Annotated in this window: 11 protein-coding genes; 2 read left to right on the plus strand and 9 right to left on the minus strand. The window is 57.0% G+C overall.

Annotated elements, in window-relative coordinates:
• Positions 1 to 355: 355 nt before the first annotated feature.
• The 9 genes from VGK14_RS00500 to VGK14_RS00540 all read right to left on the minus strand — a co-directional run bounded on the left by VGK14_RS00500 (position 356) and on the right by VGK14_RS00540 (position 12,147).
• Positions 356 to 2,890, minus strand: a complete 2,535-nt coding sequence (locus VGK14_RS00500) for a glycoside hydrolase family 3 N-terminal domain-containing protein (protein WP_331506931.1) — start codon at positions 2,888 to 2,890, stop codon at positions 356 to 358.
• Positions 2,891 to 3,034: 144 nt separating this feature from the next.
• Positions 3,035 to 5,782, minus strand: a complete 2,748-nt coding sequence (locus tag VGK14_RS00505; RefSeq protein WP_331506932.1) for a TonB-dependent receptor — start codon at positions 5,780 to 5,782, stop codon at positions 3,035 to 3,037.
• Positions 5,783 to 6,285: 503 nt separating this feature from the next.
• The gene (locus tag VGK14_RS00510) at positions 6,286 to 7,464 is read right to left on the minus strand and encodes a cation:proton antiporter (protein WP_331506933.1); all 1,179 of its coding nucleotides are present in this window, start codon (positions 7,462 to 7,464) and stop codon (positions 6,286 to 6,288) included.
• Positions 7,465 to 7,499: 35 nt separating this feature from the next.
• Entirely contained in the window at positions 7,500 to 8,717 is a 1,218-nt protein-coding gene (locus VGK14_RS00515; protein ID WP_331506934.1) for a tetratricopeptide repeat protein, read from the minus strand.
• A gap of 10 nt (positions 8,718 to 8,727) precedes the next feature.
• Positions 8,728 to 9,156: a biopolymer transporter ExbD gene (locus VGK14_RS00520; protein ID WP_331506935.1), complete on the minus strand. Its 429-nt coding sequence runs from the start codon at positions 9,154 to 9,156 to the stop codon at positions 8,728 to 8,730.
• A gap of 44 nt (positions 9,157 to 9,200) precedes the next feature.
• The gene (locus VGK14_RS00525; RefSeq protein ID WP_331506936.1) at positions 9,201 to 9,632 is read right to left on the minus strand and encodes a biopolymer transporter ExbD; all 432 of its coding nucleotides are present in this window, start codon (positions 9,630 to 9,632) and stop codon (positions 9,201 to 9,203) included.
• Positions 9,633 to 9,634: 2 nt separating this feature from the next.
• Entirely contained in the window at positions 9,635 to 10,459 is an 825-nt protein-coding gene (locus VGK14_RS00530) for a MotA/TolQ/ExbB proton channel family protein (protein WP_331506937.1), read from the minus strand.
• A gap of 28 nt (positions 10,460 to 10,487) precedes the next feature.
• Positions 10,488 to 11,171: a TonB family protein gene (locus tag VGK14_RS00535; RefSeq protein WP_331506938.1), complete on the minus strand. Its 684-nt coding sequence runs from the start codon at positions 11,169 to 11,171 to the stop codon at positions 10,488 to 10,490.
• Position 11,172: 1 nt separating this feature from the next.
• Complete coding sequence (locus tag VGK14_RS00540; RefSeq protein ID WP_331506939.1) at positions 11,173 to 12,147, minus strand: glucokinase; 975 nt, start codon at positions 12,145 to 12,147, stop codon at positions 11,173 to 11,175.
• Positions 12,148 to 12,481: 334 nt separating this feature from the next.
• Between VGK14_RS00540 and VGK14_RS00545 the strand changes: the two genes are divergently transcribed.
• Positions 12,482 to 13,810: a sugar MFS transporter gene (locus tag VGK14_RS00545; protein WP_331506940.1), complete on the plus strand. Its 1,329-nt coding sequence runs from the start codon at positions 12,482 to 12,484 to the stop codon at positions 13,808 to 13,810.
• A gap of 67 nt (positions 13,811 to 13,877) precedes the next feature.
• Positions 13,878 to 15,113, plus strand: coding sequence for an ABC transporter substrate-binding protein (locus VGK14_RS00550; RefSeq protein WP_331506941.1), 1,236 nt, complete (start codon positions 13,878 to 13,880; stop codon positions 15,111 to 15,113).
• Positions 15,114 to 15,401 lie beyond the last annotated feature (288 nt).

The following is a 15,401-nucleotide window of genomic DNA, read 5'->3' on the forward strand; positions in this document are numbered from 1 at the left end:
ACTCGCGTTGTCAAGGGCTCTGGTGCCGTTGGCGTAAACGTGGGTGACGCAGCTAAGCGTGAGCATGAGAATATCCCGAAAAATAATTGGTTGTGCATCACCTGGAGATGATTCACGCACTACAATTCAGCGATTTCAGGCACCGATAGCGCGTCGCAACACTCCATCTCCCGCCGCAATCACGCGGCGGTACTTCGAAGCCGCTCAAGGCGGCTAATTCTTGCGCCTTCCTCTTTGAGGGTGTAAGGCTGGGGGAGGAAAATACTGGCAGCCTCCTGGCTTGATCTCAAGCCGCCTGCTGCTGCACAAGTCGAACCTTTCCGAGCCGCCCGGCAAAGCCAGGGGTTTACCGCACTTAATTATTGCCGTTGCCACTTGGAACAACTTCGGCACAGCTCAGCGCATCGCTCTCTTTGCCCGCCCCGGCGCGAATCTGCACATTGGCAAACGCGGCGCTGAACGGCTGGTCGGCCAATACGCTGAACGGCATGTCCACCTTGCCCAAATCCACGCCCTGCGCTGCAAAACAGGCCAGCGGGATTTTCAGGGCGCGCTTGGTCTTGAGCGCCCCGCCCTTGAGGACCCTGGTCAAATCGACCGTGCCGCCGCACGTACCCGTGCATCCCATCGACAAGGCAACCATCCCTTGCGGCGCCTGAGCCACCACAATCTCGAATTGCAGCACGCCATCCGCCGCAAAGGGGCGCATATCCGTGGCGAGTTCGGAACGCGCATACATCCGCGCTTCCCCGCCCTGCCAGCTTGCCAGCTTGGCGTCCTGCTGCATGTTGACGTCGATGGTTTGCACCCGGATGGCGGGACGACTGGCGGGCACGTTCAGCACCGCATTCAGGTCGGCGCCGATCGCCTGCGCGTCCCAGCGGTTTGCCGCGGCCGAGACATAGAGCTTGTATGGCGGACGTTCGGATTGGCTGAAAATCGGCAGCGCCGTGGCCGAGCCGCAGGTCGCGCGGGCATCCATGCCCAGTGCACCCAGTTCCGTCACGCGGCTGTAGTTCAGGCCGTAACCCATGGGGAATTGCGGATCGTAGCCGGCATCGCCGACGTTGAGCGTGTCCTGGCAAGCCGTTTTCGGCCAGGAAAACGACAGCGTGCCTTTGAAGTCGTGGCCAACGCCGCCCTTGTCATCCCGGAACAGCACATCCGTCACGCCCTTGCCTTCGGTCCCGGGCAGCCAGGCCGCGACGAAGGCATCCGACAGGTTCAGCAAATCGTTCGCAAACAACGGTCGTCCGGAAAGGAAGACCGTGACGACTGGCCGCCCCTTGCCTGCAACCGCTTGCAGCGCCGCAAGGTCTTCCGGATAGCGGCTGGCATGCCGCAGGCTGTTGGGTGGGGGGATATCGCCGCTGGTTTCCGCATAGGGTGTTTCGCCCAGAACAGCAATGACCGCATCAAATTGACGAGGATCGACATCACGCCCGGTTTCGCTGTACACCACGTGTTCAGCGCCTGCCACCTCTTCTATTCCGGCCAATATCGTGTCGCTCGCGGGAAAGTCACTGTTGATATTCTCCGTCCCTTGCCAGGTCAACGACCAGCCGCCCGTCTGGTTACTCATGCTGTTGGCGCTCTTGCCAACGACCAGAACCTTTTTATCGCGCGCCAACGGCAAGACACCGCCATTGTTCTTCAGCAGCACCAGCGACTCCCTTACCGCACGCCGCGCAACATCCCTGGATTGCACGGCAGCCGTGTTGCCCGCATAAATGCTCTGCGAGGGTTTCTTGTCAAACAAACCGGCACGCAACTTAACCCGCAAGATTCGGGTAACTGCATCGTCGATACGCGAAATGGGGATTTCGCCATTATTCACCTGAGCCATCGTATTACTAATGAAGGCTCTCCAATCATCCGGCACCATCACCATGTCGATCCCGGCGTTGATGGCCTGCGGACAGCTGGAATTGGTACAGCCGGGAACCTGCGCGATGGCGTTCCAGTCGGAAACGATAAAGCCGTCGAAGCCCATCTTTTCTTTCAAAGCATCCGTCAACAGTGCCTTGCTCCCGTGCATCTTTCCATAATCCACCCCCGCTGCGACATCGTTCCAGCTATTGAAGGACGCCATCACCGTTTGAACTCCAGCAGCCAACGCACCGTAATAGCCTTGTGCATGGATATTGAGCATCTCGGCCTTGCCGGACTGGTTAATGCCCTGATCCTTACCCTGGCTGGTGCCACCATCGCCGATAAAGTGTTTGGCGGTTGCCACCACGTTAGCATCCGAGCGGAAGCTGCCCTGCAGCCCCTCGATATAGGCCCTGGCGTAACCACCGACCAGTTTTCCGTCTTCGGAAAAACTTTCATACGTCCTCCCCCAGCGATCATTGCGTACCACCGCCAGTGTCGGAGCAAATACCCAATTGATCCCCGTGGCTCGTACCGCCTTGCCTGTAGCGGCGCCAATATCCTTTACCAAGGAGGCGTCATGGGCGGCGCCCAAGCCGATGTTATGAGGAAATATAGTCGCTCCGAACACATTGTTGTGCCCATGGACTGCATCGACTCCCCAAATCACCGGAACCTTGATCGGCATGTCGGTAGACATTGATGCCTCGTAGTAGCGGTCAGCCAGGTCCAGCCATGCAGAAACCGATGCATGTTTGTCGCCATTCGGCCAGGAACCGCCCCCGTTCAATACTGACCCTATGTAGTACTTTGAAACCTCGGCTGGCGTAATGGATTTGATTTCAGGCTGTGTCATCTGTCCGATTTTCTGCTGCAGGCTCATGCCCGCGACCATTTGCTGGATTCGTGATTCCATTTCACCATCACGGTGAACGACACTATGGATCTTCGGCCAGTCAGCCAGAGGTGATAGCTGTTCAGCACGCAGATTACTTACTCCTCCCGCACACCCGTTCAAGACAAGTCCTGAGCAAATACATAAAACACTTGTTGCTACTGCATGGTGAAGCGTTCCCATAACATGAACCCGGGTTAAATTCGATAAAAAGCCCTGCCGGAAACCGGCAGGGCAAGATTCCACTACAGCATGGAGGATAAAGCCTTAGAACTTATAAGTAGCTCCAAGCAGGAACTGACGACCAAAAGTGTTGTTGCGCTCTGGCAGCATGAGTTTCCCGTTTGTTGCGGAGCTGATTGAGGTCTCGTACGGCTCGTCCGTCAAGTTGTTAACCTGGAACAGGATAGACAATCCCTTGTAGGGACCATTTTCAAACGCGTAGCCGAGCTGAAGATCCACAATCTTTTCCGATTCGATGGCGCTGAAGGAGTTGTCCCCGAACTGATTGCGCACCGTGGCCATGAATTTGGAACGGAAACGTTCGCTGATCCGCGCCGAGAAGCCATGCTTCTCGTAGTAGAAAGTCAGATTCCTGACGATACCGGACAGCCCTTCCAGTGAATTGTTCACGTTATTGGCTTCGTGCAGAGTACTAGTGGTATGAGACAAACTGCCGATAAAGCCTACGCCGTCCAGTGAAGGGTTGATCAGTCCCGCATCCAGCGCCGCACTATATTCCTGACCATGCACGAACCCGCCAGCCCCATTCGCCTGCGTAGTCAGGTCGCCGATATTCGAAGCAGGGGTATTGGTTGTTGGGTTGGGGAAGCCCGCGAAGTTATAGTCAATCGTTTGCTTGAAGACAAACGACTGCAGCTCCTTGACGAAGAACGCCGCGCCAACGTAGCTACGTTTGCCGAAATATTTCTCAAGGGACAGGTCGTAAGCATAGGCAATCCACGGATCCAGGGTAGGATTGCCGCCGCTTGCAGACCATCGAGAAAAGGGAGGAGCGCTCACGGATACGCCAGAGAAGCCGGCCCGCATGTCTTCCATGTTCGGACGTGCCATTTCCTTGGCTGCACCAAAGCGAACAATGGTGCCCTTTTTGACAATATTGCCCAGATCGAATATCAGATTCAGACTGGGCAGCACATCCGTACGCGTCTTGCCGCCCGACATAGGGGTCAGCTTCGTGCCATCCCAGATCAGCCCTGTCGATTGCTGGTCCGCGTGTACGATCTGGATCCCCATGTTCCCGCGGATCGGCACCCTGGCATCGATGTCGATATCGGCCTTTCCGTAATAGGTCGTGACCTTCTCATGCACACCCCAGACCCGGCCAGGCGAATCACTTAACGCCTGTGGCGCAGTGGTATCGTAGTACTTGTTGAGCACGCCGTTAAAGTCCCAGGTTAGAATCTTTGGAACACCGACAAAACCCAGAGACGTAGGCGACTTCAGCAGATTAGCCGAAATAGGCACCGGCACGCCACCCTTCAGCATGTAATAAACTTCCGTCTTTTTCATGTCCTTGCTACGGTCGGAGTAATTGATCCCGCCCTCAAGGCTGCTGATGAAGGCATCAAAATCACGCTTGACTGAAAAACGCAGCGTTTTCATCTCATCATCGACCTTGGTCGTAGTATTGCGACCACCCCGCCCCCACTGCTGGGTCAAAAAGACAAAGGCTGGGTCAGCCAGATTCTGCACCGGATTAAACGACGGCCGTCTATCTACGTCTGTAGCAATCGTAGCATTATTGAATGTCACCGGGCCCGTTGTCAGGGCTGTCAACTCTCCATTCTGTTCATGCCTTTTGGCCTTTGAGTAACCGAGGTCAGCACCAAAGGTCCACTTGTCGCGCTTGTACTCGTTATTCCAACCGATTGCAAAAACGTCGTCCTTACGATCGTTGTGACGGCCGAGAAACCGTGCAAAATTCGTCGCAATCGTACCTCCTGCCGCGACATTATTCCCGCTTACCTGCGTAAAAATGGGGTTGGTGTAGGTGGTGCCATTCCACGTGTTGGGCTCAGCCTGCAACTCCGACTGCATCCAGTCCTGATCGAACCTCGTGTAATAGAGATCGACCATGCTGTGGAAGTCCTTGTTGGGCTTGAATTCAAACACACCCATCAAGCCGTTGCGCACACGATCAATCGAGTTTGCGCCGGCTTCAAAACCTTGAAGAGCCGTCGTACCCGCCGGAAGACCCGGAATCTGGCTACCCCACTTTCCCGTATCAGCCCACCACCAGGATTTGTAATACTTTTCCTGTCCCGGATTGTCGAGTCGGGCGTAACCGAGCGCAACCCCAACCGTGTTATCAGCAAACTGGTCGATGTAGGAAGCGCTGATGCGGTTGCCGTACGCATCTGAACCGTCTATCAGTTCGCCGTTGGAATTGCGTTCCCCGCGAACACTTAAATTGACTTTTCTCTCATTGAAGTCCAGCGGGCGAACCGATTTCAGATTCACCGTACCTGACAATCCCATGGCACTCAAGGAAGCATCCGGGGTTTTGTAAACAGTGGCAGAGTTAATCAACTCGGAGGGGAACTGGTCATATTCCACAGAGCGATTATCACCGGTACTGACCATCTCACGGCCATTCAGCAACGTGACTCCGTACTTAGGTGCCATACCGCGAATGGAAATAACCTGCGCTCGGCCGTCAACACGCTGCGCCGTCAACCCAGGCAGGCGCGCTAGGTTTTCTGCAATACTGACGTCAGGGAGCTTGCCGATGTCTTCCGACGTCACCATTTCAATGATCGAGTTCGAGTCATGCTTGGCAGCAACGGAACTTTCGATACTGTGCCGCAGGCCTGTCACCACGACAGTTTCCATGTTGTCACCGGCATCCGCCGTACCGGCTTCGGCAGCTTCTTGCGCATACGATGCGGTCGCGATCAACAGCATTGAGCAGGTCGCTGCAATGGGCCGCAATTTAAATGAGGGAAAACGCGAATCCACGACCTGTGGGCGGCGTTTGGTAGGCTTGCTCATGAACATCTCCTCTTTATCTTCATTTTCAAGGTGTGCCGTACTCCCGCGCCACACCCCCACAATTATTTTTTTGAGTCGCCCCACACCAAGTGGAAACGTTACCACTTTGCAGAGACTATATCACCATCACGCCGTTGTCAACGTGGTTTTAAAGTTTTTTTTGAACAACCCGTCGGGGTGCGGTTGTAAAGCTTCGCTCGTGCTCGTGTATTTTGAAAAGGGTTACCCAAGCTGCTTGAAACAAGACGCGATTTCCACTTCATCGTGATTTCGCCCAACGTCCCCTGGATGACGACTGGGATATCGACGTTCTTGATGCGCTACTCGGCGATGCGCTGGAGCGACTACAGGTTTGCGGCGGGGAGGCACAACTGACGGCATATCCAGGACGAGGACACGACGTCTGGATCGAAACTTACGCAAACCCACAACTCTATAACAGGCTTTTGAAGCACAGGCGCGGCGTAGCACCCGAATAAGCGGACCTGCGATTCACCTTGGCACTATTTCAGTCGTGCAAGTTTTGGTGCGGCCATCGGCACAGTCAACATGGTACTGGCGACCGCCATCAACAGCAACGCCGTAAATGTGTCGCCAGAAATGATATTTTTGTCGAGCAGGATATTGGCAAAAATAATCATGATCAGTGCCTTGGTTTGCAATAGCCAGCCGATGAGGCTGGCCTCTCCGGGAGGCCAGCCCAGCACCTTGCCGGCAATGCGGATTCCGACCAGCTTTCCGCTGACTGACGCAACCAGCAGCACCAGCGCCGCAAGGATGACCACCCCTCCCCCAAGCGACCATCCGGTCCGCAATCCGGTGCTCAGAAAGAAGACGGGCATGAGAACCAACAGCACATGGAAGCGCAGCAAATCCAACTGCTCCTGATCGAACCACCCGGCTTCCATGACCGCGCCCGCCAGAAACGCCCCGACCATGAAATGCAGGCCGGCCAGATCTGCGCCCAGCGCACAAGCGATCAGCCAGATCAGCGCAAAATACCAGCGATCCTGTGGCGCCAGCCGGGGCATCAACCGGCGAAAAAGGCCACCGGCAATGGCAAAGGCTGGAATGAAAACCGCCTGTGTACCGATGCGATGCCAGTCCATGAGGATGAGCGCCAACACCCCCCATATCGCCACATCGTCCAGGCTAGCGTAGCACAGGATGCGCTGACCGATAGGCTGGCGCAGCATGTCCAGCTTTTCCATCAGCAGGATGAGTATCGGGAGCGCCGTGACTGCACACGCCATGCCGACCCCCAGCACGAATTGCCAATCAAGGGCTTTGGTGCCAATCCAGCCGTCGAACATCAACAAGCCCATCGCGGCAAGACCGCCCAGTAGCAACGGCACGCTTAATGCCAGCCCAGCAGTGATCGTGCTTTCCCTGCGGTGTATCCAGGCTTTTTTTAGGTCAAGTTCCACGCCTGCGATGCAGACGAAGAGCATCACTGCCCACCAGGCCACCCCATTCAAGGATTGAACGACGACAGGGGTAAAAACAAAGCTGTAGTAGTCGGGGAAAGCGCGGCCAATTATGCCGGGCCCGAGCAGAACGCCAGTGATGATCTGGACGACAACAAGCGGGGCGTAATGGTCGGTTCGCCCCGTTCGCCAAATCAGGTACGGCACCGAGAAAATGATCGCCATTGCGATCAGAAAGATTTCCGCCGAACTCACTGTACTAGGATCTTGTCGCTTGCCCGGCGTTTCCGCTATTCAAGATGCGCCAGCAACATCCAAAGCCTGGCGATATCTCCGACGCCACCGCCGCCGTGCGATGAGGTTCTGAGGACTTGCGTCGCCCTGGCCTTGTTGCCAGCCTGGAGATAGGCAAGACCCAGGTGCAGCGTGGCATCATCCGGCCGTTTCAACCCGCCTTTTCCTACACCTTTCTCAATCAAAGCAATGCCTTTTTCCACCTCGCCACAAGTCACATAAGCGTAGCCATTATTGACCAGCAGGCTCGCGTCCTTCTCCACCATCTTGTCTTTCTTATCAAGCGCGGCACGATCTTCGGCTGCAAGACGATTGGCAAGGTCGCGCAGCCGATTGTGCCGCTGAGCATCGCTGCCTACGCCCAACAGCTTCTTATCGAAGCCCTCGCTGACGATTTTCTTGGCTTCAGACGGAAAGCCTTCCTGTATGGCTAACTGCGCAAACTCCACATAGGCGTTCCCATCCTTGAGATTGCCACTGGCATGTTGCAGTCGATATACGTCGAGCAGCAAACGATCGGAGAAGCCGGGCTTGCTCTGGACGCGACCGATGATGTCCGCCCAGTATTCCGTTTTTGGATAGTATTTAACCAAACGTTCCAAGGTGTCCAAATATCCGGCGGCATCATTGGCCTTCTGCTGGCAACTGCTCTGCAGCAGAAGCATGTTTTCCGCCGGAATGTTACCCGCCCGCTCTTCCGCGGCAATCATCGGCGCAAGCTCCCTGGATGCGGCCGCAGCATTCCCCCCGAGATACATGGATTGAACGAGGAGCAACCGCATCTGCGGATCAGCCCCGCCGTTCTTCATGTATGCCTGAATCCAGCTGATTGCACGGGGATAGTCTTTGGCGCGGTAGTACGTGCCGGCCAATGCCTCAATCATTTTTAGATGATCCGCTGACGACAACTTCCCCGAGTTGATCACGGCCTCGAAGGATTTCGCAGCCGTCTCCGTATCGCCGGCTCCAGACGCGGCAGCGGCACGCATGCGGTCAATGATGAAGCTCTCGTAAGGCGTGTGGTTGGGCACGGCATCGGCCTCCCGGATCCTGGCTAGGGCTTCTTTGTATTTCTGCGCCTTGACCAGCTCCTGGGCAGCCAGCATCGGTTTGCCTATTTCAGGCCGAAGGGTGTCATCGGCATAGGCAATCCCGCAAAAAAGAAGCGTGGCGTTGAGGAGCAACCCCATGCAGGTAAGTTGGATACGTTTCATTCCCGACGTCCTATTTGACGAATTGCTCGTTGCCAACGAGGCCAATCTTGGCCACCCCGAGGCGTTGCGCGGTCGCCATCACCATGGCAACAAACTTGTAGGTCACCAGCTTGTTCGGCCGCAGATGCACTTCCGGCTGATCAGGCTGGTCGACCACCTGCTTGAAATGCTCTTCCAGCTGGGCGCGATCTGGAATGGTCTCACCGTTCCAGATGATCGTGCCATCGAAATCGACGTCAATCTGAACCACTGTCGGGGGCGTCGAAGGCGGCGGCGGATTGCCGACCGGCATATTGAGCTTGACCGCGTGGGTCTGGATCGGGATGGTGATAATCAACATGATGAGCAACACCAACATCACGTCGATGAGGGGGGTCGTATTGATATCCACCATCACGTCCGCATCCCCGGAACTGTTTGTGCCAACATTCATGGCCATGATATTTTCCTTTCCTTAATGGCTCGCGCTTCCCCAAAGGCCCTTCAATTCCGTGCTGGCGGCTCGGTAATGAAGCCCACCTTGACGATCCCCGCGCGCTGGCAAGCAAATACCACCCTGCCGATGGCTTCATAACGGGCGTTCATGTCTCCCCGGATATGAACCTCGGGCTGCGGTTTCTGAACCGCGACCTGTTTCAGCCGCGACAGCAACGCATCGTTGCTCTCCATCAGCAGGGTGTTCCAGAACACTTCTCCTTCACGGCTTACCGACAGCAGCACGTTCTCCGGTTTGGTCACCGTGACGGTGTTGGTTTCCTTGGGAAGCTCCACCTGCACCGACTGCCTGACCACCGGAATGGTGATCAGGAAAATGATCAGGAGCACCAGCATCACATCCACCAGCGGGGTGGTGTTGATGGCCGAGACCACCTCGTCCTCATCACCCCCATCAGTCGTGCCGATATTCATGCCCATGATCAGCCCGCCTTGCCGCTTGCGCCCATGAGAACTGCGTGAATTTCGGCACCGAAGGCGCGCACCTTCTCCATCGCCAGTTTGTTCCTGCGCACCAGCCAGTTGTAGCCAAGCACGGCCGGCACGGCCACTGCCAGACCGATGGCCGTCATGATCAACGCCTCGCCTACGGGGCCTGCCACCTTGTCGATGGAGGCCTGACCGGCAATGCCGATTGCGGTCAGCGCGTGATAGATTCCCCACACCGTGCCGAATAGCCCGACAAACGGCGCGGTGGAGCCCACGGTCGCAAGGAATGCCAGACCATCCTGCAGCCGATTCTGCACGTTCTCGGTGCTGCGCTGGATATTCATGACCAACCAGGTATTGTGATCAACGCTTTCCGCCAGCTTGCCGCCGTGATGGTTGCTGGCCTTCAGGGAACTTTCCGCAATGAACCCGAAAGCGCTCCCTGCCTCCAGCAGTTTCAGCCCGCCCTGCACGCCCGCATTCCAGAAGTCATCCGTAATGGCGCGCGCCTGACGCAACAGCTTGAACTGCTCGAAGAACTTGATCACGATGATGTACCAGCTGCCCATGGACATCACAACAAGGATCATCAGCGTCCCTTTGGCAACGAAGTCGCCGGTTTTCCAGAGCGCATCCAGTCCGTAGGGGTTGGCCACTTTTTCGGTTGCGGCGGCCACGACAGGCGCCGCAGCCACAGCTTCGACACCTGCCGGATCGGCTGCAAACGCAATCGTCGATGGCGAGAAGAGTGCGGCAGCGGACACGAGCGCGATGAAAAAGATGGCCCACAAACCGGCTCTGCGTTTAACGATGAACATGGTGTCTCCTTGGTTCGGTTGATTATGGTTAATTAAGATGCCAGGTGTACCTGATGTTCGCCCAGGACTGTTCGGGCTTCCCATCGAGGGTACCAGGCTTGAAAACGCAATGGGAAAGGGTGTCTCTTGCAGCCCGGTCGAGACGACTGAAGCCACTTGAGGTTGCAATCTTGCTGTCGATCACTCGGCCATCGACATCGATAAGAAAACGAAGCACTACCGTACCCTGCTCTTCGTTGCGCCGTGACGCCGAGGGATACTCGGGCTCTTCGCAAGCCTGCTTGGCATCGATCACGGGCGCAATGCGGACCGGCTCTCTTGGCGCGGAAGATGCACTTGGAGCCGCCACCGGTGTCACAGAGGTTGGTGAAGGCGGTGCTGTCGGCACCATGGTCACCGGCTCGGGCGGCGCCACCGACGTTGTCACCCGGATGGTATTGGCGGGCGGCGGCGTGGCCACCACAATATCGGGCGGCGGAATGAACGGCGGAGGCGGAGCGGCCAGCTTGGGTGAGGGCGGAGGCGGAGCGGGTGGCGGAGGCGGTTTGATTTCCTGGATGATCTTGGTTTCCAGGGGCACTTTCACCACCTCAACGACCTTTTGAGCAAGCCCCGTCAGCAACGCCCACACAATCAAGACGTGGAAAGCAGCAACAAACGTTATCCCCATCAGGTGTTTCCCAGGGTTTCTTTGCTGTTGCGCAAAATTCATGCTAATTCGCTCCTTCGCAATATTCAAAATAGCGGCTGGCTCCGATCAATGCCGGCTGGTCAGCGTGGATGACATAACACGGGATGCCAGCGAGGTAGCTGGCAAAACGCCCTTTTTCCTCGAACCTGGAACGAAATGGGGACTGTGCGAGGAATGCGCCCAATTGCGGTAAAATGCCGCCACTCAGGTAAATGCCACCTCGCGCACCCAATGTAAGGGCGAGGTTACCCGCCACCGTTCCCAACATGGCACAAAAAACCGTAACAGTCTCGACACACAGAGCATCCTCGCCATCAATGGCTCGGTGGGTGATTTCTGCCGAAGAAATCGGCTCCACCGCTTCCTGAAGCAGTGCCCCGACAGTTTCCCGCAGGATTGAGAGCCCTGGGCCAGAGAGAATGCGCTCGGCCGAAACGTGCCCAAATCGATGACGTAGCGCCAAAATGATATCCGATTCAAAATCGTTGGCAGCTGCAAGTGTGACGTGCCCGCCTTCACCGGCCAAAGGTTGCCAGAAAGCCCCCGCTTTGACCAGCCCAGCCACACCCAACCCCGTGCCCGGCCCGATCACCCCGACCGGCTCATCTGGTACTGCAACTCCGCCTCCAATCTGCACCAACTCATGCTGCGCCAGAGAAGGAAGCGACATTGCCAGCGCGGCAAAATCATTGACTACGAGCAGGCTCTCCAACCCAAGTCGCGCCTGCAGCGCTTGCGTTGAGAATGACCAGTGGTGGTTTGTCATGGCGACATGGTCGCCAGTCACCGGATTGGCGATGGCAATGACTGCCGCCACCGGTTTGATGTCTCCCACCCTCGCCAAATAAGTCGTGATGGCGGCCCCAATATCGGGGTAATCGGCACATTTCAACACCTGGACCAAGGCAGGCTTCCCATCTGCATCCAAAAGAGCGAAACGGGCATGCGTTCCTCCAATATCGGCGACAAGACGAATTGGGAGGCAAATGTCGGTCATATCAAGGAACACCAAATTCGACGGACGGAATCAATCCGCGTCGACCAGCCTGGAGGGCACACGCAGAAATTTCATGCTCCCGGGACGGGCGCCTATCCGTGCATTTGATCGTCGACATTTCCCTGCCTCCCTGAAACTTGATGTAATTCACAGGATATTATGGTAACGTTTCCAAGCGCGCTTTGCTAGTGGGTGACTTAAATGAAAGGAAGGGGGTAAAGTTGCCCTCTCCCGGACTGACCTCCCTAGCCACTGCCACTCATTGACCGGGGTAAGCCAAGGTACAGTTTTTGCGTTTTTGCCCTGTGGTTAGAATTACTTCACGAGGATCATCATGACAAATATTCCGCACACGTCGGCGGCTGAACCAGCATCTAGCGGAGGTGTTAGCAGCACGGCTCCGCTCATTATCGTAACGTCACTGTTCTTCATGTGGGGGCTGTTGACCTCGCTGAACGACGTGCTGATCCCGCATCTGAAATCCATCTACACACTGAATTACATGCAGGCCATGCTGGTGCAGTTCTGCTTTTTCGGCGCCTATTTCGTCATCTCGCTGCCGGCCGGCGTGCTGATCCGCAGGGTTGGTTACCAGAGCGGCGCGGTGATCGGGCTGACCATTGCCGCCGCGGGTTGTGCCATGTTCTACCCGGCATCGACGAGCGGGTACATGCTGTTTCTCGTCGCATTCTTCGTGCTGGCATCCGGCATCACTATTCTGCAGGTGGCGGCCAACCCCTATGTCACCGCCCTCGGCGATGCGCATACGGCCTCCAGCCGCCTGACCCTGACCCAGGCATTCAACTCGCTGGGCACCACCGTCGGCCCGACCGTAGGCGGCATCCTGATCCTGACCGGCACGCTCCTGACCGCCACGCAAATTGCCGCACTGCCCGAAGCCGAACTGGCGATCTACCGGGCCAAGGAAGCCGCTACCGTACAGGGCCCCTATCTGGCGCTGAGTCTGGCACTGCTGGCGCTGGCAGTCATGTTCGCCATGGCCAAACTGCCCAAGGTCGACCACGACAAGCTCACGCCGGACAGCCCTGCCCATGGCAACGCCAAACCATTGCTGTCCCACCATAACCTGGTGCTGGGGACTATCGGCATTTTTCTGTATGTCGGCGCCGAAGTGAGCATCGGCAGCCTGCTGATCAACTTCTTCGGCGAGGAACACGTCGCCGGCCTAGCCCCCGCCGCAGCAGCCCATTACGTCAGTTACTACTGGGGTGGCGCCATGGTAGGGCGATTCATCGGCTTTGCCGTGATGCGACGAGTCAGCCCCGGAAAAACCCTGGCATTCAATGCCACTTTCTCCATCCTGCTCATCCTGACCGCCATCTTTAGCGGAGGCCAGGTTGCGATGTGGAGCATCATCGCCGTTGGCCTGTGCAACTCCATCATGTTCCCGACCATTTTCAGCATGGCGCTGAACCGTCTGGGCAAGCTGACCGGCCAGGGCTCCGGCCTGCTGTGCATGGCTATCGTAGGCGGCGCCATCGTGCCGTTCATGCAAGGTTTTCTGGCGGATACCGTAGGTCTGCGCTGGTCGTTCTTTCTGCCTGCGGCCTGCTACGGCTTCATTCTGTTCTTTGGCCTCAAGTACGCCGACATGTACACTAAACGGAGTGCGTCCAGCAACACCTTGGTACAACCGCTGTAAATGCTAATAATAAGGCCTGGCGAGACAGACTTGCATGGGCTCGTGACAGATCGAGGGGGGATTGGTAATGTTCAGAATAACCAGGCACATTTTGGCCGTGACCTGCATGCTGGGATTTGGCGCCTCGGCACAAGCTGCACCTCCTAAAGCAGAGGTAATTCACTGGTGGACCGCCGGCGGCGAATCGGCTGCGGTGCGGTCTCTGGCTGACGCCTACAAGGCGGCTGGCGGCATCTGGGTGGACACCGCGGTCGCCTTGGGCGAACAAGCGCGCTCGGTAACGATCAACCGCATCGTCGGCGGCAACCCGCCCGTCGCCGCCCAGTTCAATACCTCCCGCCAATTCCTGGACCTGATCGAGCAGGACATGCTCAACAATGTCGACGAAGTCGCCATCCGGGACGGCTGGGATAAGTTCCTGCCGGAGACCGTACTCAAGGTCATCAAGGTCAACGGGCACTACTACGCCGCCCCCGTGAACATCCACATGCCCACCTGGATCTGGTACTCCAAGCCGGCTTTCAAGAAAGCCGGCATCGCCAGCGAGCCGAAATCGGTGGACGAACTGTTCGCAGCGCTCAACAAGCTCAAGGCCGCCGGCCTGGTCCCGCTGGCGCATGGCGGTCAAGGCTGGCAGGAGAGCATCCTGTTCACCGCCATGCTGGCGAATGTCGGCGGCAAGGACCTTTACCTCAAGGTGTTCCGCGACCATGACAAGGCGACCATCAACTCCCCGGCATTCAAGCAGGTGCTGACCGCCTACAAGCGCCTGCGCGCCTACACCGATGCCGGCGCGCCCGGGCGCAACTGGAACGACGCCACCGCCATGCTGATCACCGGCAAGGCCGGCGTGCAGATCATGGGCGACTGGGCCAAGGGCGAATTCTCGCTGGCGAAACAGAACCCCGGCATCGACTTCGGCTGCATCGCGGGATTCGGCCCCAATTCGCCCTACATCATCCAGGGCGATGTGCTGGTATTCCCGAAAACCAGCAACCCGGAAGCGATCAAGGCCCAGAAACTGCTGGCCGCCGTAGCCACAGCACCCGCAACCCAGATCGCGTTCAACAGCCGCAAGGGCTCCATTCCCATACGCACCGACGTGGATGCCTCGAAACTGGACCTGTGCGCCCAGCAGGGCCTCGCCATCATGAAGGACAAATCGCGCCAGGTCGGCAATGGCGAGGTGTTCATGACGCCGGACCAGAACGGCGCATTGACCGACATCCTGACGGCGTACTGGAACACCAGCGTCCCGGTGGAGAAAGTGCAGCGGGATATTGCGGCGGCGCTGAATAACTAGGTTGAAAGTTGGTGCTTGCTGGCGTGGTCGTAGGACTGGCTTACCAAGCGGCACGCCACTTAACCTATCGTTTAGATATCAAGGAAAAATGGATCCATTTATAACTTTTTACGGAATAACCATCATTCCTTCGGCTATCGCGTGCCATTACATTGCGAAGGCCAGGGGGTGCAATCCTGTTAAGTGGGGCACATATGGCGTGTTTCTCGGCCTCTTTGCGCTTCCATTTATTTTCTTCTGCAAGTCCAAAAATCCAAAAATAGAAGTTCGGCCTGACTAAACCATTAG

Origin of the sequence: Novimethylophilus sp. (assembly GCF_036504375.1) — a bacterium.
GTDB lineage: Bacteria > Pseudomonadota > Gammaproteobacteria > Burkholderiales > Methylophilaceae > Novimethylophilus.